Annotated in this window: 22 protein-coding genes; 6 read left to right on the top strand and 16 right to left on the bottom strand. The window is 62.0% G+C overall.

The window, feature by feature from the left end:
• Window positions 1-4 precede the first annotated feature (4 nt).
• Complete coding sequence (locus D0550_RS04325) at window positions 5-988, bottom strand: LysR family transcriptional regulator (protein ID WP_116807877.1); 984 nt, start codon at window positions 986-988, stop codon at window positions 5-7.
• Between the two features lie 182 nt (window positions 989-1,170).
• Between D0550_RS04325 and D0550_RS04320 the strand changes: the two genes are divergently transcribed.
• Complete coding sequence (locus D0550_RS04320) at window positions 1,171-2,046, top strand: NmrA family NAD(P)-binding protein (protein WP_116807876.1); 876 nt, start codon at window positions 1,171-1,173, stop codon at window positions 2,044-2,046.
• A 24-nt stretch (window positions 2,047-2,070) separates the two neighbouring features.
• On the opposite strand, the gene D0550_RS04315 is transcribed toward D0550_RS04320, so the two are convergent.
• The 5 genes from D0550_RS04315 to D0550_RS04295 form a co-directional block, all read right to left on the bottom strand.
• On the bottom strand, window positions 2,071-3,477 hold the full coding sequence (locus D0550_RS04315; RefSeq protein WP_206606083.1) for a SpoVR family protein: 1,407 nt from the start codon (window positions 3,475-3,477) through the stop codon (window positions 2,071-2,073).
• A 7-nt stretch (window positions 3,478-3,484) separates the two neighbouring features.
• Window positions 3,485-4,678 (bottom strand): DUF444 family protein, encoded by a 1,194-nt coding sequence (locus D0550_RS04310; RefSeq protein ID WP_116807875.1) that lies wholly within the window; start codon window positions 4,676-4,678, stop codon window positions 3,485-3,487.
• 156 nt (window positions 4,679-4,834) lie between these two features.
• Window positions 4,835-6,829, bottom strand: coding sequence for a PrkA family serine protein kinase (locus D0550_RS04305; protein WP_116807905.1), 1,995 nt, complete (start codon window positions 6,827-6,829; stop codon window positions 4,835-4,837).
• A 551-nt stretch (window positions 6,830-7,380) separates the two neighbouring features.
• The gene (gene lon, locus D0550_RS04300; protein WP_116807874.1) at window positions 7,381-9,786 is read right to left on the bottom strand and encodes an endopeptidase La; all 2,406 of its coding nucleotides are present in this window, start codon (window positions 9,784-9,786) and stop codon (window positions 7,381-7,383) included.
• A gap of 133 nt (window positions 9,787-9,919) precedes the next feature.
• Window positions 9,920-10,324: an Hsp20/alpha crystallin family protein gene (locus D0550_RS04295; protein WP_241520716.1), complete on the bottom strand. Its 405-nt coding sequence runs from the start codon at window positions 10,322-10,324 to the stop codon at window positions 9,920-9,922.
• Window positions 10,325-10,439: 115 nt separating this feature from the next.
• On the opposite strand from D0550_RS04295, the gene D0550_RS04290 reads away from it, so the two are divergent.
• On the top strand, window positions 10,440-11,027 hold the full coding sequence (locus D0550_RS04290; protein ID WP_116807872.1) for a class I SAM-dependent methyltransferase: 588 nt from the start codon (window positions 10,440-10,442) through the stop codon (window positions 11,025-11,027).
• On the opposite strand, the gene D0550_RS04285 is transcribed toward D0550_RS04290, so the two are convergent.
• Window positions 11,024-11,953 carry a LysR family transcriptional regulator gene (locus tag D0550_RS04285; protein ID WP_161965629.1) on the bottom strand — a complete coding sequence of 310 codons (930 nt, stop codon included), beginning with the start codon at window positions 11,951-11,953 and terminating at the stop codon, window positions 11,024-11,026. The two genes, D0550_RS04290 and D0550_RS04285, sit on opposite strands and share 4 nt — an antisense overlap.
• A gap of 404 nt (window positions 11,954-12,357) precedes the next feature.
• Here D0550_RS04285 and D0550_RS04280 point away from each other — a divergent pair, with 404 nt between their 5' ends.
• A complete protein-coding gene (locus tag D0550_RS04280; protein WP_116807870.1) occupies window positions 12,358-13,545 on the top strand; it encodes a lipid A deacylase LpxR family protein in 1,188 nt (395 codons plus the stop codon).
• Window positions 13,546-13,603: 58 nt separating this feature from the next.
• On the opposite strand, the gene D0550_RS04275 is transcribed toward D0550_RS04280, so the two are convergent.
• Together D0550_RS04275 and D0550_RS04270 are read right to left on the bottom strand one after the other, a co-directional pair.
• Window positions 13,604-15,952, bottom strand: a complete 2,349-nt coding sequence (locus D0550_RS04275) for a YgiQ family radical SAM protein (protein ID WP_116807869.1) — start codon at window positions 15,950-15,952, stop codon at window positions 13,604-13,606.
• Between the two features lie 72 nt (window positions 15,953-16,024).
• Entirely contained in the window at window positions 16,025-16,645 is a 621-nt protein-coding gene (locus D0550_RS04270) for a DNA-3-methyladenine glycosylase (protein ID WP_116807868.1), read from the bottom strand.
• A gap of 112 nt (window positions 16,646-16,757) precedes the next feature.
• On the opposite strand from D0550_RS04270, the gene D0550_RS04265 reads away from it, so the two are divergent.
• Together D0550_RS04265 and D0550_RS04260 are read left to right on the top strand one after the other, a co-directional pair.
• Complete coding sequence (locus tag D0550_RS04265) at window positions 16,758-17,204, top strand: SRPBCC family protein (RefSeq protein ID WP_206606082.1); 447 nt, start codon at window positions 16,758-16,760, stop codon at window positions 17,202-17,204.
• Complete coding sequence (locus tag D0550_RS04260) at window positions 17,185-17,526, top strand: ArsR/SmtB family transcription factor (protein ID WP_116807866.1); 342 nt, start codon at window positions 17,185-17,187, stop codon at window positions 17,524-17,526. The genes D0550_RS04265 and D0550_RS04260 overlap by 20 nt, the downstream gene beginning before the upstream one ends.
• Window position 17,527: 1 nt before the next feature.
• Here D0550_RS04260 and D0550_RS04255 read toward each other — a convergent pair whose 3' ends face one another.
• The 7 genes from D0550_RS04255 to D0550_RS04225 all read right to left on the bottom strand — a co-directional run bounded on the left by D0550_RS04255 (window position 17,528) and on the right by D0550_RS04225 (window position 23,104).
• Complete coding sequence (locus tag D0550_RS04255; RefSeq protein ID WP_116807865.1) at window positions 17,528-18,097, bottom strand: hypothetical protein; 570 nt, start codon at window positions 18,095-18,097, stop codon at window positions 17,528-17,530.
• A gap of 177 nt (window positions 18,098-18,274) precedes the next feature.
• The gene (locus D0550_RS04250; protein ID WP_116807864.1) at window positions 18,275-19,831 is read right to left on the bottom strand and encodes a GTP-binding protein; all 1,557 of its coding nucleotides are present in this window, start codon (window positions 19,829-19,831) and stop codon (window positions 18,275-18,277) included.
• Window positions 19,832-19,906: 75 nt separating this feature from the next.
• A complete protein-coding gene (locus tag D0550_RS04245; protein WP_116807863.1) occupies window positions 19,907-20,266 on the bottom strand; it encodes a hypothetical protein in 360 nt (119 codons plus the stop codon).
• Window positions 20,267-20,347: 81 nt separating this feature from the next.
• Window positions 20,348-20,752, bottom strand: a complete 405-nt coding sequence (locus D0550_RS04240) for a roadblock/LC7 domain-containing protein (RefSeq protein WP_116807862.1) — start codon at window positions 20,750-20,752, stop codon at window positions 20,348-20,350.
• The gene (locus D0550_RS04235) at window positions 20,739-21,302 is read right to left on the bottom strand and encodes a GTP-binding protein (RefSeq protein WP_116807861.1); all 564 of its coding nucleotides are present in this window, start codon (window positions 21,300-21,302) and stop codon (window positions 20,739-20,741) included. The genes D0550_RS04240 and D0550_RS04235 overlap by 14 nt, the downstream gene beginning before the upstream one ends.
• Window positions 21,299-22,366, bottom strand: a complete 1,068-nt coding sequence (locus tag D0550_RS04230; protein WP_116807860.1) for a hypothetical protein — start codon at window positions 22,364-22,366, stop codon at window positions 21,299-21,301. Before D0550_RS04230 ends, D0550_RS04235 begins: the two co-directional genes overlap by 4 nt.
• A 261-nt stretch (window positions 22,367-22,627) precedes the next feature.
• On the bottom strand, window positions 22,628-23,104 hold the full coding sequence (locus D0550_RS04225; protein ID WP_170134665.1) for a flavodoxin family protein: 477 nt from the start codon (window positions 23,102-23,104) through the stop codon (window positions 22,628-22,630).
• Window positions 23,105-23,162: 58 nt separating this feature from the next.
• On the opposite strand from D0550_RS04225, the gene D0550_RS04220 reads away from it, so the two are divergent.
• Entirely contained in the window at window positions 23,163-24,902 is a 1,740-nt protein-coding gene (locus D0550_RS04220) for a M28 family peptidase (RefSeq protein WP_116807858.1), read from the top strand.
• The last annotated feature ends 1 nt before the right edge of the window (window position 24,903 follow it).

The raw sequence follows: 24,903 nt of genomic DNA, 5'->3' as shown, positions 1-24,903 counted from the left end.
CGAATCAAGGCGGCGCAGCCGCCGCCATGCGCGTCGTACGTGCCGCAGCCGCATCGGTGCCCGCACCGTTGGCCGCCATTCGATCGGGCGTGACCTGTGGGAACAAGCCGCTCACGAATTCGATGAAGGCGCGGATCTTGGCCGTCGGTTGGCGATGCTGGGGATAGACCACCGAGACCGGCCACCAGGCGCCGTCGTTCCAGTCTTCCAGCACCGGTTGTAACAATCCTGAGGCAATCTGCGCTTCGGCCGTGAAATCCAGCGTGCGCACAAAGCCGGCGCCGCTGACGGCCGCGGCGACCGCGGATTCGGGATCGCTGAACGACAGCGGCGCGGCCGGAATGATGCTGTGATCGACGCCGTTCTTGCGGAACATCCAGTCACGAATCTGGTTGCTGCCGGGCCGGAACATGGCGATGCACTGCTCGGGCTTGAGGTCTTCCGGGGTCTGCGGGGCTCCGCCCATGCGCTCGATGTATTCAGGCGACGCGCACGTGACGCCGCGTAGATTGCCGACGCGTCGTGCGATCAGGCTGGAGTCGCTGAGATTGCCGACACGCAAGGCCGCGTCGATGCCCTCCTGCACCAGATCGATCACGCGATCGTTCATGCTCATCTGCACCGTCAGCTCGGGATTCTGTTCAATGAATCGCGGCAAGGCGGGCACGATGATCTTGCGGCCCAGGGAGATGGGCACGTCCACGCGGAGTTTGCCTCGCGGAACGCCCCGAGATTCCGACACCTCGTTTTCCGCCTGGTCGAGCTGACCGAGCGCTTCACGACAGCGCTCGTAGAAGCCCGTGCCCAAGTCGGTCAAACTCAGCGAGCGGGTAGTACGATTGAGCAGGCGCGCCCCCAGGCGTTCCTCCAGGCGGCTGACCGCCTTGCTTATCGCCGAAGGGGACATACCTAGCGTCTGTGCGGCGGCGACGAAGCTGTGGGCTTCAACGACACGCACGAAGGCTACGATGTCACTGAAATTGTTCATTCAAAGAATTCTTTCCCTGCAGTCACGGAACCCGTGGCGTGGGTGCATTGTAGGCCCTCCATTGATGACCGTAACGCACGAAGTTTTTGCTGCCGCGGTGGTTTACCGTAGTGTGAAGCTTGCTTAATGTATCGCCCAATTTCGCAACCCTTGATCAAGACCTGCTACTGGGGGATTGAACGATGTTTCTGGTGACGGACGTAACGGGCCATGTAGGCCGAGCAGTGCTCGCCGAGCTAGCCAATCAGCCCGTGGCCGTCCGTGCGCTATTGCAGGAACCCGTGGATTTGCCGATCAAGGCGTCCAATATCGAGGCAGTGCGCCCCGATCCGGAGGACCCTAGCAGTCTGCAACGCGCCTTCGAAGGTGTCGAGGCGGCGTTTCTGGCCTCGGGATATTCCCCACACATCGCCGAAAACCATTTGAAGATGGCCAATGCCGCCAAGGCGGCCGGCGTCAAACGCTTCGTCCAGCTGTCGGGCGTCGGTGCCAATCCACAGATGTGTTGTGCCCGCATGCTGCGTTGGCTGGGGCAGGCCGAAAGCGGCGTGACCGCTTGTCGGGACGTGGCCGTGACTCGATTGCGTCCGGCTTACATGCTCCAGCTGCTGTTCGAATTCGCGCCCACGATTGCCCAGCAGGGCCTGATTGCCGGCCCGTTCCGCTCCAATGCCTGGAGCTGGGTCGACGCCCGGGACGTGGCTGCCGTGGCGGTCGCGGCTTTGAAAGATCCTTCGCATGCGGGGCGCATCTACACGGTGACCGGCTCGGAGTCGCTTAGCTTTCCGCAAATCGCTGACAGGCTCAGTCATATTCTCGGCAAGCCGGTTCGCTACCACGACATCACCGCCAACGAAGCTCGGGGTTGGTTGCAGGGTAAAGGCCTGTCGCCGGTGATGATTGAAGCGAAGCTGGAGTACTGGGACGCATGTGCTTCGAACATGCTCAACGTGCCGCCCAATACCGTCGTTCAGGACGTGACCGGCCGTCCGCCGCGCTCGCTCGAAGCGTTCGTGCAGGATTACAAGGCGCGGTTCCTGTCAGCGTCTGCGGCCTGAGTTGCCCGCTAAAGTCAGTCGCTGCTAGCGCGTGAAGCTCGGCGTCAGGCCGGGCGAGACGGAAATCTCGACGCTGCGTTGATCGTTGTCGACGGTGGCCAGACTCACCGGACGGCGCCACACTCTGGCGACATACTCCAATACCTTCCTGGCCCGTTCCGGATCGAGCCCGCGGCCATCGGTGACATGGTCGTGCACCAGCTCGAGCTTGCCATCCACATGAATCCGAGCGGCGCTCACTCTCGGCGCGCCAAAGCCGTACTTCGGATGTAGCAGCGCCTCGTGAAGCATGGGCAGATCCATATCCTGCACGGTCAGCGTGCCGGTAGCCGGGCCCTTGAATCGGAACAGCTTCAACTCCGTGGCCAGCTCATGAGTGAGATGGTTGCGCACGAACGAGAAGTCATCGTCTTCCGCCATGATCCGGCGAGCGGCTTCCAGGCCCTGCGACTCCACGATTTTTTCCCAGATCGAGAAGCCCAGGTGGTACGGATTGGTCGCGAGTGCCACGTTGTCGCCACTCGCGGTCGGCCGTACGACATCCGAGTGACATTTGATCGCGTCCACATAAGAGGCCGCCGGCAGAAAATCCGCTTCTCGCAACAGCCGTGCATGCCAGTACGAAGCCCAGCCTTCGTTCATGATCTGGCAGGCGAAGACGGGATAGAAATAAAACGACTCTTCGCGAACCGCCAGGAAGATGTCCCGCTCCCACGGTTCCATGTCGGGTGCGTACTGAGCGATGAACCACAGCAGGTCGGACTCGGGATGCGGCGGAATCGGCGCTTTCCTCGCAGGGCCACTGTGCACGGGACGCGCGGTATCCGGTCCGAGCGAGGCGAAACGTTTGGCGAACTCATCGTTCGCTGGCGCGGCGCGCTCCGCAATCGTTTCAGGATAGCGCGGCCGGCGCAGGCCCTGGTCGATGTCGATGTGCTGCTCCAGTGACAGCGCCGCGTCGAGCACCAGCTCCACACGTTCCAAGCCGTGTTCTTCGATGGCCATCGCAATCTGGCGCGCATGGGCGGCGGCCTGTTCGACGATGTGCTCGCCGACTTGCTCCTGGCTGCGACGGAACAGCATGTTGTTCGCGGAAAAATCGGCATGACCGAGCACGTGTGCCGTCACCAGCACGTTCTCGGCAGCGCTATTGCTCTTGGCCAGATAGGCACGGCCCGGATTGCCGGGGAACACGACTTCGAACAGCCGCGACAGGCCCATGCGATGCTGGATCAACTGATAGATGTAACGAACGCCGAACGACCAGTGCGGCATGCGGACCGGCAGACCGTAGATGGCGATCTCGGTCATGAAGCTTTCCGGCACCACCTCGAACTCGACCGGGTGGTACTTCAATCCCTGCGCACGAGCCAGCTGTTCGATGCGCGAGATGTGGGATTGCCAATCTTCTGTGTGCATCGGTTCGGGCATGGGGTCTTTAGGAACCTTGCGAGGCGTGGGTGAAGAAATGCCGCACGGCATTCCAGATGTCATCGGTACCGCTGACGCGGTACGCGCCGACGCTATCGTCATCCCGCGACAGGTCGACGAACAGTCTGCCGATCTCGCTATCCGGCGCCGAGCCGGCCAGCGGCGCGACTTCCAGGAAGCCGGAGTAATTGCAGTCGCCGCACACCTCTTCCAGCGCGACCTGCGCCTGCGGTTGATCGGACGGGAAGTTCTCGCCATCGGAGGCGTAGAACAAATAAACGTTGTACTGGCTCGGGCTGTAACGCTCGTCGATGATCTGACGCACTTTCTTCAAGCCCGCCGATGCGACCGTGCCGCCGGTGCCTGTGACTTTGAAGAATTCATCCTCTTCGAACTCCCAGGCCTCGGAGGTGTGCGCGACGAACACCAGTTCCAGATGACGGTACTGGCGCCGCAAGCCTTGAATGGCCCAGAAGAAAAAGGTCTTGGAGATCTGCCGCTCGCGCTCGCCCATGCTGCCGGAGACGTCCAGCAACAGGATGACCACGGCCTGCATCGCCGGTTGTTCACGCTTGGCGAGCTGGCGATATCGTAGATCCTCATCCGTGAACGAAGGTGGCTCGGCACCACCACTGGCCGCTTGCACGCCACGACGCTTGATGGATTCCTTCATGGAGCGCCGCCGATCGAGTCGAGAGCGCGCGCCGCGCCGATCCCAACCTTCGCGTGTCCAGTCGTCTTCCTTGGCGCGGCCGGCCTTGGCTTCCAGATTCGGCAACTGCATTTCTTCCCACAGCCAATCGACGATGTCGTCGATGCGGAACTCCAGCGTGTATTGCACGCCGCCGTCCTCATTGCCGCCCTGACCGCGTTGATTCTCGCTGTCCTGCTGTGGCCGGCCGATGCGATCGCCGGGCTTGGCCTGGCCCTGCCCGACGCCTTGTTGCTCGTTGGAATTGCGCAGCCGGAAACGATAATGCTCGAGCATTTTCACCGGCACGCGCACCGTGCTTGCACCACCGGTGAGCACGTCGGCGCCTGCCACGATTTGTGGCAGATGCTGGCGCACGGCATCGCGCACCTTGTCATTGTGACGCAGCCAGTCTCTCGCGCCGCGCGAGAAGAGATCGTACCAACCGGCCTCGCCCGGGCTGCGATTGCCGGAGTCGCTACTTCCGGTGCCTGTTGCGTTGTCGCTCATGTCGCTCGCAACCCCCGTCTCATTCGACCTTGCTACTACAGTACTCCTGGTGAGTGCGTTGTGGCGCAGCTCCTGCACATCCATGTGCCCACTGCATTCGGGCATCCTGCCCAGCGTCCATCTTTAGACAGACTACTCCTCAAAGCGCGCTCCGGTTCATTCCTGAGCCAGCAAAGTCGTCACGTAACTCAGCGCTTCCTTGGCGCTGTGCTCGTCATAACCGTACTCCGAGGTCAGGCGATCCTGAACCGCGGAAATTTTCTTACGGGCTTCGTCGTCTGGCCGCGCCGCGGATGTCACCAGGCGCAGCACGTCGCGCCGCTCCTCGAACAGGTACTGTTCAATGGCCTCGCGCATGCGCGAATGGCTGTTGAGGGTGAATTTCTCACCAGCCTTGTACGCCACCATGGCCTTGCGCACCACTTCCTGACGGAATGTCAGCTTGCCCGATTCCGATACCTTGATCTTGTCCTCCACCGAGCGCAGGAAGCGCTCGTCGGCCGGACGCGACTCGCCGGTGATTGGATCGGTGACTTCGCGGTGATCCAGCGAGGCCTCCACTTCATCCAGGTACTTATCGAGCAACTGCTGGGCTTCGTCTTCGAACGAAGCGAACAGCGCGCGGTGCACGTCTTCCTTCACCCAGCGGTTGTAGAAGTCCTTGCGTGCCAGTACCAGATAATCGATCCACAACTTCTTGGCCTTCGCATCCATGCGCGCATCGGTTTCGATCGAGTCCTTGAGCGCGAGCAGCACTTCCATGCTGGTCAGGCTCTTCTTGTCGGTGCGCGTGATCGCGTTGGAAATCGAATTCACGATAAAGCGGGGACTGACACCTGTCAGACCTTCCTCGGGCGCTTCGGCGCGCAAGCGTGTGATCTCTGTCTCCGGGAAGCCTTCCACGCTCTCGCCTGCGTACAGGCGCAGCTTCTTCGACATGTCCAAGCCTTCGCGTTCCGGCTTGTACAGACGAGTCAACACGGCGAACACTGCGGCCAGCTTCAGTGCATGCGGATCCAGATGTACGTCGCGAAACGCCGGCGCTGCAGATACCAGCTTGTTGTAGATCCGCGATTCCTCGAAGTAGGACAGTGTGTAAGGCACCTTGACGATGACCATACGGTCGAGCAGCGCCTCGTTCTCCTTCTCCTGCAGGAACTTATGGAATTCCGCCAGGTTGGTGTGCGCCAGAATGGTCTCATCCAGATAGATCAGCGGGAAGCGCGACACCTTTACGTTCTTTTCCTGCGTCAGCGTCAGCAGCAGATACAGGAACTCACGCTTCACCTTCAGGATTTCGATCATCTCCAGCACGCCGCGGCTGGCGGCGTACACCGCGCCTGACCACGACCAGGCGCGTGGATCGCCTTCGTCACCAAATTGCGCCACCTTGGACAGATCAACGGAACCGACCAGGTCCGCGAGATCTGCTGTAGTGGGGTCGTGTGGTGCATAGGTACCCACGCCCACTCGCGCTGCTTCTGAAAGGAAGACGCGCTCGACGGGCATGCGCAGGAAGTCGCCTTCGAATTCGCGCTCCAGGCGATCGCGCGCCCACGGGCTCAGCTCTCCTTTGATCTCCACGCCATAGGTGTCGCGGAACTCCGCGCGCAGGCTTGCAGGGATGAGATTGAGTGGCGACTCGTGCATTGGCGAGCCCTGCAAGGCATACATGGCCCCTTCATCGGTGTGGCTGTATTCCTCGAGACCGCGCTTGAGCAGGATGGCCATGGTGGACTTGCCACCCGACGGCGGGCCTAGCAGCAGTAACAAGCGTCTGCCGACATCGGAGCCCGCGGCAGCAGCCTTGAAATAATCGACGATGCGGCCGAGCGGCTCATCGATGCCGAACAGCTCGCGTTTGAACAACTCCTTGGAGCCTGCACCCTCGCCAGTGCCATTGCCGGTCCCGTTGCCAGTGGCGTTGCCATTGACACCCGGGGAGTTTTTGCCGAACCAGTTGAGCATGTCCCACAGATATTCGTGGCTGCTCCGCGCCAGTTGCCGCGCGTTGCCTGGAACGACGGTGCGAAGGAATTCGCCGAACGTGCCCGACCAGTGCTGGGCACGGTGGAATCGGCTGTAGGCGCTCAAGGCCTCGACGAAGCTCTCGCCGCGTTGCGAGCTTCCTCTGGGGCTGTCTGACGTCATCGAACCGCCCTCCAATCAGCAGGTGATAGGCCAGATGCGAAATCTGTCCCGCAACCTGCGGGTTCTATATACCTGTTACGACAGTGCGCTCTCGAAGGCAGTTCACACTGTCTAATTCGTAACCAGCATACTCCGTAGACCAACGCGAGATGCTGAGGGTTTCACTCGTCATTGCCTCTGGCAATTGCCGACAACCCACACTCAAAGACTGATCCATACCCGAACATGTTCCGTAACCATGTGCGCCAAGCAGGTGCGTCCGCGCACGACGCCGAACCACAAAGGTCGGCAGCGGTAATAAAGAAGGAATAATGAAGAGCCGCGCAGCTCGCGGAATGCGACGCTGGAACGCGCTTGAGTTGCGCATCTCACTCGGTTGAGTGCGGAACATGACTCACTGATTACTCCCTTCGCGCCAATCTTGCAATGCGATTCATGCTGATTGGGTGCATTACGCGTGCCAGCCCCTTACGGAGCGTTGGGGCGCGAGAGTTAAGGACGGGTTCAGCGCGGCGGGTGACGCTCACCCGCCGCACTTTTCAGGGGCGCTATCAGGCCGCCGCGTTGACCTGTGTCACGTTCAACTTGATGTCGAGGGCCTCGCGGATCACGTCATCGACGCGTTCGCAGAACACGAACTCGACTTCATCGCGCACGCTCTTCGGCACGTCCTCCAGATCCTTGCGATTGCGCGCCGGCAGCAGCACTTTGCGGATACCCGCGCGATGCGCAGCCACCGTCTTCTCCTTGACGCCGCCGATCGGCAACACCAGGCCTCGCAAGCTGATCTCGCCGGTCATCGCCAGGTCACTGCGCACCGTCTTGTTGGTGAACAGCGAGACCAGAGACGTGAACATCGATACGCCCGCACTCGGGCCATCCTTCGGAATCGCGCCGGCGGGCACGTGAATGTGCACGTCGCTCTTGTCGAACACCGTCGTATCGATGCCGAGTCGCGCTGCTTGCGACTTCAGCAGTGACAACGCTGCCTGCGCGCTCTCCTTCATCACGTCGCCGAGCTGGCCGGTCAGAATGAGCTTGCCGTTGCCAGGGATGCGCGTCGACTCGATGAACAGGATGTCGCCACCCACCGGCGTCCACGCCAGGCCCGTCGCCACACCAGGCACGCTGACGCGCATCGCCACTTCGTTCTCGAAGCGCGGAGCGCCGAGAATGCCCATGAGGTCGTCGACATCAACCGTCTGTTGCGTGATCGAGCCTTCCGCGATTTTTACCGCCACATTACGCAGCACCGCGCCGATCATCCGTTCGAGATTGCGCACGCCAGCCTCGCGAGTGTGATCCCGCGCGATGTGGCGAATCGCCTCGTCCGTGATCGATGCCTGCTCCGGCTTCAAGCCGTTCGCTTCCAGCTGACGCCGCACCAGGTAGCGCTTGGCAATCTCCACCTTCTCGTCCTCGGTGTAGCCGGTGAGCTCGATCACTTCCATACGATCGCGCAGCGGGCCGGGGATGGTGTCGAGCATGTTCGCCGTGGCAATGAACACCACTTTCGACAGATCGAACGGCACACCCAGGTAATTGTCGCGGAACGTGTTGTTCTGCTCCGGATCGAGCACTTCCAGCAACGCCGCCGACGGATCGCCCTGGATGCCGGCGCCGAGCTTGTCGATCTCGTCCAGCATCAGCACCGAGTTGCGCGTGCCCGCCTTGCGGATCGCCTGAATGATGTTGCCCGGAAGCGCGCCGATGTACGTGCGACGGTGGCCGCGGATCTCGGCTTCGTCATGCACGCCACCCAAGCTGACCCGCGCAAACTTCACGCCCAGCGAGCGCGCGATGCTCTGACCCAGCGATGTCTTACCCACACCCGGCGGGCCGACGAAGCACAGGATCGGGCTGCGACCCTGCGGATTGAGCTTGCGCACGGCCAGATACTCGACGATGCGTCGCTTGATCTTGTCCAGGCCGAAGTGATCTTCATCGAGCACCTTGCGGGCATGCTCGATCTCGATCGACTCCTTATCCAGCTTGGACCAGGGCAACTGGATCATCCAGTCCAGCCAGGTCCGCAGCATCGAGTACTCGGCGCTGGCGTCGGACATGCGCTCCAGCCGCTTCAGCTCCTTCTCGGCCTGTTCCTTGGCCTCATCGGGCATGCCAGCCTTTTCAATGGCTTCGCGCAGCTCGGCGATCTCTTCGCCGGCCTCACCCTCTTCGCCGAGCTCCTTACGGATCTGGCGCAACTGTTCGCGGAGCAGGACTTCCTTGTGACGCTCATCGATTGCGTCGCGCGTCTTCTCTTCCAGCTGACGCTGCAGACGCAACACTTCGATGCGCTTCTGTAACAAGCCGCTGACCCGCTCCAGCCGCAGCTTCAGATCCAAGGTTTCGAGCAGCTCCTGCTTCTCGGCCGGCTTCACATCCATGAAGCTCGCAACCAGATCGGCCAGCGTCGAGGCGGACTCGACCGACTGAATGGCGTTGGAGAGCTCCGCCGGAGCCTGCGGCAACAAGCTGATGGCCTCGGCGGCAAGCCGCTTTAAGTTGAGCGCGCGAGCTTCAACGTCGCTGCCGACGTTGGTCGGATCCGGCAGGTACTCGACGCGCGCGACCATGTAAGGCAGACCGTTCTGCCAGTCGAGCACGCGGAAGCGACGCTCGCCCTGGACGACCAGGTGATGCGTGCCGTCGGCGCCTGTCACATAGCGCACGATATTCGCGACCGTACCGGTCGAATATAGATCGCCGCCGGTGGGCGCCTGCAGATCCGGATCATGCTGTAACAGGAAGCCGACCTTGCGATTGTTGCGCACGGCTTCCTGCGCGGCCGCCAGCGAGCGATCGCGATTGATGGCCACTGGCACGACAGTGCCAGGGAACAGCACCAGATTGCGCACCGGAATGATGACCAGCATGTCATCGCTGATGGTGTGCGAATCGGTGTCGCTGGTTTGTGGCTGCTGAGAGTTCTTGCGATTTGCGTCAGTAGTCATTGAATTGTCCCACCCGCCCGTGCAGGGCTTTGGAGGCGCAGAGGTTCAACAAACATGGTCTTGCGGCCAGTGGCTGCTTCACGCGCGGGGTAGATGAAAATTTCGGTGCCAGGCTTCACGTCTTACCCCGCCTTTAGCGTTGTGCCAGGCGCAGGAACAGGCAACCGTTGGTGTAGGCCTGCTCCAGCAATTGATAACGTCCGTCGGGCAATGCGATGCGTCGCTCGAATCGTCCGTATGGAATTTCCAGCCGATGGACCGCAGTGGCACGACTGGTCACCGGCAATGCGCGTGTGGCATTGACGATCAACAGCCCGCTATCGGTGCGGACCTCGATGTGGTCAGCGGCAACACCCGGCAACGCCACGGCGACATGAACCTCGTTGCCATAAGCGAGAATGTCGATGGGCGGTTCCCAGAGTGGCTGAGCGGCAGAGGCTCTGCCGAAACGAAAGAACTGGCGCTGCAGTAGTTGCGCCCGTTCCAGCATTTCGCAGGCCTCGGCCCACATCCAGGACGGCGGGTTACGAATGGCCATGGTTGATTTCCAGGTAAGGCATGCAGAACTAGGTGGGGTCGGGCGTCGGACTATCAAGAACACCCCATAGGGGAAGTAAACTCTCCGGATCCCGAGTCGGATCCGTTCGCCCACGATGTCCAACCGTTTCGACGTACAGTTCTACAAGCGCTTCTATATGAATCCGCGTACGCGGGTTACAAGCCGCGAGGAGATGGCCCGGCGCGCCGGCATGGTGGCTGCGCTGGTCAAGCAGCTGGAGCTGCCGGTGAAGCGAATTCTCGATGCGGGCTGCGGACTTGGGTGGTTGCGCGCGCCGCTGCTCGAAGCCTTTCCCGAGGCTACGTACACCGGGCTGGAGGTCAGCGAGCACCTCTGCCAGGAGCATGGCTGGGTGAACGAATCGCTGGCCGACTATCGGCCGCGCGGCCGCTTCGATCTGATCATTTGTTATGACGTGATGCAGTACTTGTCTGACCGTGAATGCGGGCAGGCAATGGCGAATCTTGCGCGCATGTCACGCGGCGCTTTGTACTTTCATGCCCCGACGAAAGAAGACTGGCGCGACAACGCCGATCGCAACAACAGCGACAGCAACATCACGTTGCGTGACGCGAGCTGGTATCGCTCGCGTCTGACGCGACACTTCGAGCACGCCGGCTTCGGTGTCCATGTGCGCGCAGGCGTGCCGTGGGGACAGTGGGAGCTGGAGCGCAGCGGCTAAGCGCCGCCGCTGCCGTTCCAGAATGGATCCGCCTCCGGGTCCGTACCCCAGCGCCCGTCGAGCAGCTCAATGAAGCTGCGCACCTTGGTCGCGAGATACCGACGCTGCGGATAGATCAAATAGATGCCCAGCGATCCGGCATCGTAGTCGGCCAGCACCTGAACCAGGGTGCCGGCCTGCAGCTCCTGATAAACATTGAAGGTCGGTTGCAGGATCACGCCCTGACCCCGCAGCGCGGCCTGCTTGAGCAGCTCATTGCTGGTCGCGCGCAATGTACCCAACGCCTGCACCACCGAATTGCGTCCCTCGCGCTCGAAGCGCCATTGCTGTGACGTGGGCGCGGTATCGGTGAATGCGAGGCAGTTGTGATGGAGCAGGTTTTCCGGGATGTCTGGCTGCGGATTCTTTTTCAGATAAGCCGGCGACGCGCATGCCACCAGGCGCGATGTGGCGAGCTTGCGGGTCGTGAGATTGGTGCGCAGATGGCTACTGGCGCGCACCGCCAGATCGAAGCCCTCTTCCACCAGATCCACGAAATGATTGCTGACCGTGATTTCCAGTCGCACATCGCTGTGGCGTGCTGAGTATTCCAGCAGCACCGGTCCGACATGCGATAGATCGAAGGCTCCCGAAACGCAGATCTTCAGCGAGCCACGGGGCACTGCGCTGTTGGCGCCGGCCACCGCTTCCGCCTCCTCGATATCTTCCAGAATCTGAACGCAACGCTGGTGATAAAGCTGTCCGACGTCGGTGAGGCTCAGCGAATGAGTCGATCGATTCAGCAGGCGCGAGCCCAGCTCATGCTCGAGGTGCCCGATGTACTTGGTCACCATCGGTGCAGAGACACCCATCCGGCGCGCCGCCTCGGCGAAGCTGCCCAATTCGACCACTCTCGCCAACGCCACCATGCAGGTGAACTTATCCATCTTTCTTTCCCCCCAGGAAAGATTCCATTGCCCAGCAGGCATTGCTCCTTAAGCAAAGCGAAATCCCATTCGCCCCCGGCACCCATCAGTGGGTTGGACATCTCACGGCGTCATCACGGCTGGGCCAACAGCGTGCTCACGCCATCCCGCTAATTTCTGTGCAGCCCGAGTTAATTAGTGCACTTGCAGCAGTGTGATTGCAATAACGAAGCGACGGTGGGGTTGCCGCATGAGTAGTGCGAATCCAGCGGTGCGGTGTGATTCATGACCAGGGATTCATGAATGTCATTCCCTTCGCCGCGTTTATCGGCGCTGCCGCATTGGCGACAGTACGCCCACGGAATAACAGCAACAGGTAGCGGCAGCGTGACAGTCAGCGCAGCGCGAATGGGAAGGCTCAGGTTATGGCGACGACGAACAGGATTGGATGGGCAGCACAGCTGCGGTGGGTAACTCTCGCTGCGTTAGGCACCGCTGCATTGGTAGTTACTGGCAATGAAGCGCGCGCGCAGGATCTGTCTGCACTCGAAATCACGCCGGTGATGGCGGTCGATGATGCGAACGTAATCGCGTCGGTCAGCGATATCGAGGATGCAATCGCCGAGGTCGTGGTGTCCGATCAGCGCATCGGTTGGCTCGCTGGCCTTGATGCAGTGCGAGTGCAGATCGACAACGACCTGTTCGCCGGCGACAACCAGGATCGCGACTACACCGGCGGCATGAGCATCACCATTTCCGGCGAGCGTGCCCGCGACGGCTTGTTGTCACTCGATCCCTTATTGCGTCATTTGGATCAGTGGCTGGTACGTGGTCGGGGCACGAGCGTTCATTACGCGAGGCAGATCGGCCTGTTGGCGTTCACGCCCAAGGACACACTGGTCCGTGAAGTGCAACCGGAAGACCGTCCGTACGCCAGCCTGCTGTTCGTTTCGAACGGCCGGGTGACGGTGGACGCCGACGATCGCGGCGCCTGGACCAGCAGCCTGACAATTGGCGTGTTGGGCCTGTCGCTGTCGGAGCGTCTGCACGGTGCGGTCCACGACCTGGTCGGGTCTGAAAGACCGCTTGGGTATGATCATCAGATCTCCGCGGGCGGCGAGCCGACGGCGCGCTACACCCTCGCCCGCCAGCACCTCTGGGTCGCGGATCCGAGCGGTCGTGTCGATGTGAAGACCACCGTGCAGGGCAGCGTCGGCTTCCTCACCGAGACCAGTGCCTCGATCTCGCTGCGTGCCGGTCGGTTCAACTCGCCCTGGTGGAGCTTCGCGCCGGAGCTGACTGACTACATGGCAGCGCCGGTCCCGACCGTGAGCTATCGCGGCGACCGTGAGCTGTATGTGTTTCTCGGTGCCCGCGTGAAAGCTCGTGCTTACAACGCGTTCCTGCAGGGCCAGTTTCGCGATAGCGAGGTCCGCTACACCTCGGGCGAGGTGCAGCCACTGCTTGCCGAGGCGTGGATTGGCGTGGTTACGCAGATCCTGGACCAGACCCAGCTCAGCTACGCCCTGCACTATCAGACCGCCGAACTACGCAATGGTCCCGCTTCCCGCGATGCCCTGTGGGGCGCGGTTCAGCTGACGCACGCTTTCTAAGTTTCCGTTCCCTCGATCCCCCAACCCTGCAGTCGGCCCACCTCTGGTGGGCCTTTTTTTATTTGGAGCGAGGCAGACGCACGCCCTTCAGGCCGGTGTGCTGGGTGCGGAACTTCATCGGCTTGCCACCCTGGCCTTTGCTCTGCGCTGCCTGCGGCGCGTTGGGTGTTCGCTTGCCCTGTGCGGGCGCGCTCGCCTTACTCGCGTGCGGCGATTGTTTCGAGCGGCGACCTTCGTGCGCATCACCCGTGCCGAGCGGCTGCCAGGCTGGAATCAAATGCTGTTTGCCAGGGCCAATGAGATCCGCGCGTCCCATGCGACGCAGCGCATCCCTGAGGATCGGCCAATTGTTCGCGTCGTGCCACCGCAAGAACGCCTTGTGCAAGCGGCGCACCTTCAAGCCTTTCGGAATGTGCACGCCTTCACTCGAATGCGTCACTTTGCGCAGCGGATTCTTGCCCGAGTGCCACATCGCCGTGGCCGTCGCCATCGGCGATGGCAGGAACGCCTGCACCTGATCCGCGCGATAACCGTTCTGCTTCAACCACAGCGCCAGCTCGAGCATGTCCTCATCGGTCGTGCCCGGATGCGCGGCGATGAAGTACGGAATGAGGTACTGCTCCTTGCCCGCTTCCCTGGAAAACTTCTCGAACAGCTCCTTGAAGCGGTAATACGTGCCGACGCCGGGCTTCATCATCTTCGACAGCGGCCCTTCGCCGATCGCCTCGGGCGCGATCTTCAGATAGCCGCCGACGTGATGCTGAACCAGCTCCCGCACGTATTCCGGCGACTCGACCGCCAGGTCGTAGCGCACCCCCGAGCCGATCAGGATCTTCTTGATGCCCGGCAAGGCCCGCGCGCGCCGATACAAACTGATCAGCGGCGCGTGGTTGGTATTGAGGTTCGGGCAGATGCCCGGAAAGACGCACGACGGTCGGCGACACGCCGTCTCGATCTCGCGTGACTTGCACGCCAGCCGATACATGTTCGCGGTCGGGCCGCCCAGATCCGAAATGACGCCGGTGAAGCCGGGCACCGAGTCGCGGATGGTCTCGATCTCCTTGATGATCGAGTTCTCCGAGCGGTTCTGAATGATGCGGCCTTCATGCTCGGTGATCGAGCAGAACGTGCAGCCGCCAAAGCAGCCGCGCTGGATCGCGATCGAGAAGCGAATCATCTCGTACGCGGGAATCTTGTTCGTGCCCTTCTGCTCGCCATAGAAGGGATGCGGCACGCGCTGGTAAGGCAGCTCGTAAATCGCGTCCATCTCTTTCATCGACAGTGGCAGCGGCGGCGGATTCAGCCACACATCGACGTCGCCGTGCCGCTGCACGAGCGAACGCGCGTTGCCCGGATTCGATTCGAGATGAAGGATGCGCGAGGCATGCGCGTAGAGCACAGCGTCGTCACGTACCGCCTCGAACGAAGGCATGCGAATGACGGACTGCGAACGGTCGGATGTCGGCACATGCCGATGAAACTTCACGACCTTCGCGACGGGCTGCTTCGCAGCCGTCGCACAGGCGGGCGCACTGGCGCCTTCGCCCGCTGGCGCGTCCGCTGCTCCGGGCACGGCGCCATCCGACGAAACGTCTACAGCTGCTGCGTTATGCGCTGCCGCCTGCATGGCCGCCTTGGATTTCGCGTCATTCGCCGCGTACGGATCGATCGGCGGATTCAGCGGTCCCGGCTCATCGATCGACGTCGAGTCGATCTCTGTCCACCCGTCCGGCGTCGCATGCCTGACGAACGCCGTGCCGCGCAGATCGTCGATCTGCTCGATCGGTTGTCCCTTTGCGAGGCGATGCGCGATCTCCACGATCTGCCGCTCGCCGTTGCCGTACACGAGCAGGTCCGCCTTCGAATCCAGCAGCACCGAGCGCCGCACCTTCTCCGACCAATAGTCGAAGTGCGCAATGCGCCGCAGGCTGGCCTCGATACCGCCGATCACGATCGGCACATCGTTGAACGCTTCACGCACGCGCTGGGAATAAACGATCACCGAGCGATCCGGGCGCTTGCCGCCCTCGCCGGCCGGCGTGTACGCGTCGTCGCTACGAATGCGTCGGTCCGACGTGTAGCGATTGACCATCGAGTCCATGTTCCCGGCGGTGATGCCGAAGAACAGATTCGGCTTGCCGAGGCGGGCGAAATCCTCCGCCGAGCGCCAGTCGGGCTGGGCAATGAGGCCGACGCGGAACCCCTGCGCTTCCAACACGCGACCGATGATGGCCATGCCGAAGCTGGGGTGATCTACATAAGCGTCGCCGGTGACGACGATGATGTCGCAACTGTCCCAGCCGAGCGCATCCATTTCCTCCTTCGACATGGGCAGGAACGGAGCGGTCCCGAAGCGGGACGCCCAGTGCTTGCGATAGGAGAAGAGTTCGCGGGGTGCTGGCTGCATTTGAGAAACAGTCGAATCACGGCTTCCGCGGCGAGAACGCATGAGCCTGCGGAAAAGGGGCCGAATCTTACGCTATTTGCGCGCCAATCTCGCCCGGATACCTCCCTGATCCGGCGCCAGCGCCCGCTTACGGACGGCGGCACTGACCGTGGAAACGTAGGGCGAATCCTTATCGAAGAACCGCCAGGGCCTGTTGGCCCAGTCGCCGGCGTAATCCACGCCGATTCGGGTCGCGCGGCCCACCTTCGGCGGCCGATATCGGGTCGGCTTCTCCAGCCACAAGGTGCCGCCCAGCAAGTCGGTGCCATTCAGGCCGCGATCTATATGTAGCGCACGACATAACAGCCCCGGCCCATGGGTCGTCGAGGTGATCCCCTGCACCGGCTCCAGGCCTCGTAGCAGCACCGCGTGTGGCGTCCCGTCCGCGGCTGTCACCACGTTCAGGCAGTTCCAGAACCCGTAAATCAAGTACACATAGGCATGCCCCGGCGGCCCGAACATCACCTCGGTTCGCTTGGTCCGGCCTCGCGAAGAGTGCGCAGCCAGGTCGTGCGGTCCTTTGTACGCCTCAGTCTCCACGATGCGCCCGACCTGCTCGCCTTCGGGTCCCGCGTGTACCAAATGCATGCCGAGCAGATCGCGGGCGACCAGCAAGGTCTCTCGGGCGTAGAAGTCGCGGCTGAGTTTGGGCATCCCGACATTATAAGGAGAGCCCTCGCTGAGCTCGTCGACTGACAACCAATTGGTTGCATGTGGGATGGGTCGGAGTTATATTGCAACCCATTGGTTGTCAGTGGAGAGATCAGTGCAAAGCATCGAACGAAAGGTTTTACTGCGCGCGCCGCGCAGCCGCGTCTGGAATGCGCTCACCGATGTGAGCAAGTTCTGCCAATGGTTCTGCGGCGATTCGATCGATGGTGTGTTCGCCCCCGGGGCGAAAGTGCATGTGAGTGCCAGCGAGGAGCAGGGCGGCAATTTCGACATCTTCGTGCAGGAGATGCAGCCGGAGCATTTGTTTAGCTGGCGCTGGCATCCAGGCGCACACGATCCGTCGCTGGACTACAGCAAAGAGCCAACGACACTGGTTGCCTTCAAACTGGCGGAGGTCGAAGGCGGCACCTTGCTGACGATCACCGAATCCGGCTTTGATGACATTTCACTCGCGCGGCGTGCGAAAGTGTTCGGGCAGAACAATCGAGGCTGGGACGAGCAAGTCAAAAATCTGGAGCGCTATGTCAGCCAAGCGTCCTGAGCTCAGGCTCAAAGCGTCGGCGCCGCTGTTCGCGGCGCTCGGCGACGAGACCCGGTTACGACTGGTGATCTTCCTGTCCGCTGCCGGCCCATCATCGACCGCGACATTGACTGCGAACGTCGACGTGACGCGCCAGGCAGTCGCGAAGCATTTACGGGTGATGAAGGAGGCCGGGTTGGTCAGCAGCGTCTATCAAGGCCGCGACAGCGTGTGGCAGATCGAATCGTCGCAGCTGGAGGAGGCGCAGCAGTGTATCGAGCTGCTGACGTTGCGATGGGACGCAGCGATCGACCGTTTGCGCGCGATGGTGGAAGAGGGCTGAGTTACTCGTCTGCGCCGGACCGGACCGGCCAGTGGCCGTGCAGCTGCATGACTTCGAGCTCGACCTGGCCGCTGGCCGGGTCGGCCGATTTGAGCTTGATACGCATGAATTCCAGCGATTCGCCGCGCTCGTGATAGTAGAACACCGAGCTGCGATGCTGATCGCGGCTGGCGCGGGGAACGACGAATTCGTTGAAGGCAGTCTCGTGGACGAGCGGGCCGCAGCTCAGCTGTGCACCGCTGAATTCGACCACGATATGAGCCGCTTCGAGATCGCTGCCCTCGACAATGTTCTTACAAGTGATGCGGAAGCGCGGTGGCAGGCCGACGACACTGGGCAACACGTCGACCGATTCGCCGGCGCGGAGTCGAACCACCTTGCGTGTACGATCTACGCGCTGCGCGTCAGCGACGCGAACAGTAGGGGAGTCGCGATAAACGATGGGCGCCGGGGTACGTGCAGGCGTGCGCGTGGCCGTCGCGGGCATGTGCTGGCGTCGCCAGTACAGTGCACCGACGATGAAGGCCGTCAGGCCAATCACGAGCCATAGCTGTTGAAACACGTATTCCATTTCACATCGCGGGCGCTAAAGGAGCGTCCTTGTCCTTGTTATCGGCAGGTCGCGCTGGCGACTGATGTGACCGGGTTGGAGGTCCTGACAATCGCCCTGCGACTCAATATGTCGTCAGAGTGTCCGGACCAAGCGACGCAAAAGCGAGCAACTGCGTCACAGCCTGCAACGCAATTGCTACTCTTTGGCGAGCGCAGCGAGACGTTGTAACAACCGCCATTCCTTCGCTGGCTGGCCTTCGCCCTGACCCGAGAGCTTCCAAAGCTCGGCGAGCAGATCGCCACGCCGTGCGCGCAGTGTCGGCCTTGCGAAGGCAAGCTCCGACAACAGCAGCTCGCTTGCTTGCGAAGCGGACCACGAGCGCGCCGGCCGCATCTGCGAGGGCAGCGGAATGAAGCCGAGATAGGCCGAGCCGGCGGCGCCGACATGGTCGAGCGTGAGTTGCAGCTCACACATTGCGGCCGACATGCGCTCGGCCATGGTCATGAAGGAGCGTGCCACCGTCAGCAGCGAACTGGCGATGACGCCCGCGTCGCCGAGCAACGCCTGCTCCATCTGGGTCCGCAAGGACGATTCGATACGGACGATTTGCCAAAGCCGGTAGCGACCTTGTCCATCGGGGGCGAGCACGATGCAGCGCTGCTTGGACAGCAGTTCGCCGCCGGCCACGTGCTGGCGAGCCCACTGCACCAGTTCCGCCCGGCCAGCGTCAATGTTGTCGAACACGGCGTCGGCGGCGGAGTGCAGCGACCAGCGATTGGCGATCGAACCGGTCCAGCCGTCCTGGCTGTCACGCTGCAGATGGGCCTGGCCGGAGCTGGTTTCGTGCAGGATCAAGCGCCCGTCGACCGGCGGCCAGACCATGCCGCTGGCAACTTTTTCATCCGGCGGAGCGGGAGTGCGTTCTTCGGTGCCCGTCGCTGCAACGCGCGGCTCGTGTATGACGGGCTTGCTTGCGGGCGCATCGATGTTGGCTTGCATCACCTCCTGAAGCGCCTGCGATGCCAGCGACGCCGACTGTGCGTCGCCCATTCGGGTCCGCGTGGGTTTGCCGGACTCGACAGCCATGTCGAGTGCGCTGCTTTCCGCACGCTTTAATTCCTTGAGCAAATCTTCGGCGCTGTTGATCTTGGGTTGAGCAGTGATGAGAGCGCCGGTGTGCATGAGTTCACGCACTCGATCCAAAGCCAGGCGCACAGCGAACACGAAGGTCTCGCGAATGCCTGAGCCTTCCGTCGCGATCGATTCGATGATGGCGCTGCGTAACTCGAGATCGTCGAGCATGCCGCGCACTTGCTGGAGCGACACGGCATCGGCAAGGTCGCGTTTGTTCGCTTGCAGAACGATGCCGATGGGCGGCCCTTCGATCTTGTTCAGCACGCCGCGCAGTCCGACCAGATAGCGACGATCGGCTGCGAAACCCTTGGGCGAGCTGTCGCCGACGAAAACGACGACATCGGCACTTTCCAGCAGGCGTCGACGCCTCGGGGCCAGCGTTGCCTGGCCCGGCACGCTGATGATCTGGCAGCGAATGCGGCGGCCTTCGAACAGCCCGCCGGTGTAATCGAGCCAGTCGAAGTAGAGCGTGCGACCGTTCAGATCCGCCGGCGAATACACGCCCGCGCCGAATCCGCGACCGAGCGTTCTGACGCTGGTCGTCTTGCCGGCCATCGGCGCGCCGTCGTAGACGACGCGAATGACCACGCAGTCGTCGTTGGGATCGATCACCGCCATACGGCGACGCTGCTCCGAAAGTTGTATCGGCCGTGAATCGGGCGGCAGACAAAGCCTGCCGCCGCAGGTGGTCGATTAGAAAGTCAGCGAGCTTTCCGCGTCCTGGCAGGCACGGCGTGCCATGGCGAGGTTCGCGCGGCTCTTGTCGAGCACCAGGTACATGAAGATGCCGGGCTTGGCGGCGACCGGACGGATGATGTGGTACTGCTTGCTCAGGGTGATCAGGATGTCCTCGATGGCGTCGTTCAGGCCGAGGCTCTTCATCGTGCGCATCTTGGCGCGCACCACTTCAGTGTTGCCGGCGGCGGCCAGCTCGAGGTCCAGGCCAGTGCCGGCGCTGCCCAGCATCATGCCGCTGTTCGCGTCCACCAGCGCCGAGCACAGCGCGCCGTCGGTTCGCAGCAGAGCGTTCAAAGATTCAGAAACTGAAGCCATCGTCGTTCTCCTTCAACTATCGTTTGAATAGAAACGTTCACACCAGTATCGGCAGCGCGTCCCGCGCAGGCCGCGCCAAACTCATTTCTGCAGGCTCGTCTCCAGCTTCTTGCCGAGATTGCGCGAAGCCCACAGCAGCTTGCCGAGCAGCTCGCCGCTCTTCGCGACGATGGCCAGCGACAGGCGCTGCGAGCCGGAGAGACCGAGGATCAAGACTGTGCCGCTGTCGGTCTCGATGATCAGATTGCGGTTCTTCGCCAGGCCCGCCTCGCGCGTCAGCGCTTCGGACAGCGCCTGCATGGAGCTGCTCATCGCGGCGATCTTCGGCGTCATCGCTTGATTCGGCGGATACGACGCGACCTCGAAGCCGTCTCCGGACGTGAGCACGGCGAGCAGCACATCGGCATTCGCCGACGCGAACGCTTCCAGGTGATGCGCGCCGAGGCGCACCAGGTCGGCATCGAAACGTTGGTTAGGCAGGCTCATGTTCAAACTCGGGCTGACTCACTTCGAGCGTGGCCAGCAGGGTCTCGATCAGCAGCAACACGTCTTCGCGCTTGCGCACGTCGACACTGAAAATGGGAGCGGAAAACTGCAGCGTCTCGAGCAGACGCATGCAGGCTTCGACTTGGGTGTAGTCATCCGGGCGCGTGCGGCCCACGCCGACCACGAACGGTTGCTCCGGCGCGATGCGACGGAATACTTCGGTGTAAGTCTGCAGGTCCGCGAGCACGCTCGGGCTCGTGCCATCGAGCAGCAGGATCACGCCCATGGCGCCCCGGCCAATGATTTCCCACATGAAGGAGAAACGTTCCTGGCCGGGCGTGCCATAGAGCCGCACGACGGTGCCGTCGCCGAGGCCGATCTGACCGAGGTCGAGCGCCACCGTAGTGGTTTCCTTCGCGAAACTTCCCTGGTCGTTGTTGCTCATCTCCGTGGAAACCGGCGGGAAGTCGCTGACGGCAGTGATCGCCGTGGTCTTGCCGGCGCCCATCGGGCCGGTGAACACGATCTTGAGCTCGGATGCGACGCTCATGAGAGACCTCCCAGTCGCAGATGCTTGCGCATGTTGCGCAGGAATTGTTTCAGGCCGCCCACGGGCGTAGGCGTGCTGCTCTCGACGCGCGTCGCTTTCGGCGTGGCCGGAACTGACTGAGCGACTTCAATCAGTGCACAGCTTGCGAGTGCGTTGAGTGTGCGTGCCGCGGCGTCGATGGTTGTTTGTCCGCGCGCTGCAAGCTTGCGGAGCGTTGCCGGTCCAGCGGCGAGCGCGGCGATGACACGGATCTGTGCGGTTCGCTCGGCCGCATCGTTTGCTCGCAATCGGCCGAGATCGGGCCAACTTATCAGCCGGTAAATCGTTTTGTCGTTCAACCAGGGCGCCAGCTGAGTGCTGGCGTGATACGTCGCGAACCAGAACAATTCGTCGCCCGGTCGCGCCGGAACATTGCCCGGCGGCGGCGCGCCTTTCTGCAATGACAGACCGCTGAAATCGAGCGCGCCCGCACGAATGGAACCGGTAGTCGCGCCGTCGCAGTGATAACAAGCAGCGTCGCCGCGTATCCAAAGGAACGGCGCTTGCGATCCTTTGCACATCAGCCACATCGTGCTGTTGTTGACGGTGCGCAAGGTGCGCAGTGCTTCGACGAATGACCAGGGATCGGCACCCGATCTGGCGACTCGCTCCTGGGTGGGCGCCGTTTCCACGGCGATTTGTGGAGGAGCAGTCGCGGTGCTCTCCATCTCTGCTTCCACGTGCTCCAGCATGCTGAGCACTTTTACGGCGGGAAACGGATAAACGAGGGTGCGAGGGCCGGCCGGATGATGCTGTTCGTCGGTGCTGAGCACGACGACGTGCTTACCTTCGTTGCGCCAACGCGCCAGATTGTTCGCTGGCTCGGAGTGATGAACGACGATGATGTCGGCCGCCGCGGCCGGCGTGGTCACCCAGGTCGAGCGAGTGGCGCCTTTGAATACCCACAGCACCGAATCGAACAGCTGCACGGCATGACCGGCTTGCTCTTCGCTCGCCGCCGGTTTGATGAGTGCGATACGTCGCTCGGGGCCCGAGCCGGGTGCCGATGACTGTCGCGTGCTCATAGTCGCGCACCACCGGCGTTGCCGAACGCCAGTCCATACGCAATCCATGAATATCCACGCCGCGCAGGCGTGGGCTCAGCGACACCCATAGGTCCTCGAGAAAAAAGCAGCGAGCGGCCCCGCTGATCCTTCGCGAGTCACCTTTTTGTGCGCTGAAACATAGAGGCGCGGGGTGGCTCAGGCTGTGACCAAAATCACTCTGTGATGTGAATTTCGATCTTTTGTTAATGAATATTCGGCAGCGTCACACCGCCAGGGCGCTCAAAGCACACCGAGCGCCAGACCCGCGGCCACGGTCTGACCCAACTCGGCGCATCGTTGACGATCTGTGTCACTGGGCTCGCCGATGACGATCAACGGCTCGGCGCATCGTTTCCACCGGTAACCCAGCGCGATGCGCTCGATGGATGTGACAGCGCCAGTGCCGTCGTTGCCGGCGCTGACGAAGATCGCATAGGGCAGGGCATCGACTCGACCCTGCGCCGGATAGAACGTGCGATCGAAAAAGTCCTTGATGGCGCCGGCCATGTAGCCGAAGTGCTCGGGCGTGCCGATCAACAAGCCATGCGCCCAGAGCAGATCGTCGGTGCCTGCCTCGAGCGCCGGCAGAGCACGCAGCTCGACATCTTCACCTGCATCGGCCACTCCTTGCTTCACGGCTTCGACCATGAGGTGCGTGCGGCCACCAGCGTGGCCCGCGTAGATCAACAGTAGATGAAGGTGAGTTGCGGACGGCATTGCGGACGACATCTGTTACAGTTCTCTGTCACCGTAACTCGTTGCACGGGAGTTCCGAATGTATACCGTTTCGCGACCCGTCCGGTCGCTATCAGCGCTGATTATTTCAGCCGCCATGCTTGCCGCGCTGGCAGGCTGCAAGCCCAAGGAGCCGAAGCCAGTGCCGGCGCCCGAAGCTGCCAGCCCGGTCAATGCCGAAGCGAAGAGCGCTGCCGAGCAGATCGCCGCCGATTATCTACGCGAGCAGATAACAAAGATTTCATCGGATGAGTTCGAGGGCCGCGCGCCTGCGACTCCTGGCGACGTGAAGGCGCGTCAGTACATCGCGGACCAGCTGCAACAGATCGGGTTCGCGCCGGGCGGCAGCGATGGCAGCTATCAGCAAGCGTTCGACGTGGTCGGCATCACCGCCCAGATGCCCAAGCAATGGTCCTTCAAGAAGGGCGGCAAGACCGTGTCGTTCAAGTGGTGGGATCAGTACATCGCGGGCAGCGGCGTGCAGTCCGAGAAGGGCTCGGTCAAGAACGCCGAAGTGGTGTTCGTCGGCTACGGCATTCAGGCGCCCGAGTTCGGCTGGGACGATTTCAAAGGCCAGGATCTGAAGGGCAAAGTGCTGCTGATGTTGAACAACGATCCCGACTGGGATGCGCAGTTGTTCGGCGGCGACACGCGCCTGTACTACGGTCGCTGGAGCTACAAGTACGAAAGCGCCGCGCGCCAGGGTGCGGCCGGCGCGATCATCATTCACACGACGCCGTCGGCGGGTTATCCGTTCCAGGTCGTGCAGAGCTCGTGGTCGGGCGAACAAGTGGAACTGCCGGCAACTGGCGAGCCGCGCATTCAAGTCAAAGGCTGGCTCACCGAGGACGCATCACGCGAGCTCGCCACGCTCGCCGGACAGGATCTGGATCAACTGATGCAGTCGGCGAAATCCAAGGATTTCAAGCCGGTTTCGCTCGGCGTCACAACCTCGTTCGATTTCAAGAACAAACTGAACCGTTCCAGCACCGCGAATGTATACGGCGTGCTCAAGGGTAGCGATCCGCAGCTCAGCAACGAGTATGTGATCTACACCGCGCATCACGATCACCTCGGTGTCGGCGAGCCCGACGCGAACGGCGACAAGATCTTCAACGGCGCGATGGACAACGCGTCTGGCGTGGCTCAGGTGCTCGCGATCGGCAAGGCCTTCAAGGCGCTGCCGCAGCCGCCGAAGCGCTCGATAATGCTGTTGCTGGTCGCCGCGGAAGAGCAGGGCCTGCTGGGCTCGCAGTATTACGCTCAGCATCCGACCGTCGCGCCCGGCAAGATTGCCGCAAACATCAACATCGATGGCGGCAACATCTTCGGTCGCGCCAAGGACATCGTGTTCGTCGGCAAGGGCAAGTCCACCATCGACGATTACGTGAATGCCATCGCCACGATGCAAGGCCGCGTCGTGACGCCCGATCAATTCCCGGATCGCGGTTTCTTCTACCGCTCCGACCAGTTCAATTTTGCGAAGATCGGCGTGCCCGCGTTGTATTTGGACACTGGCACGGACTTCATCGGCAAGCCGGCGGGCTGGGGCAAGGAACAGCACGCGGAGTACGAAGAGAAGCACTATCACCAGCAGTCGGACCAGATTTCGGACAGCTGGAACTACGACGGCATGATCGAAGACGCGCAGCTGCTGTTCTACGTTGGTAACAACGTGGCCAACGCTGCGGAGGCAGATCTGCCGAAGTGGCTGCCGGGCGATGAGTTCGAAGCGGCACGCAAGGCCTCGCAGGAACAGCTCACCACCAAGGTCGAATAAA

Source organism: Steroidobacter cummioxidans, from assembly GCF_003104955.1.
Note: the sequence above shows the minus strand (reverse complement) of the source record. Positions and strands in the feature narration are given on the sequence as shown.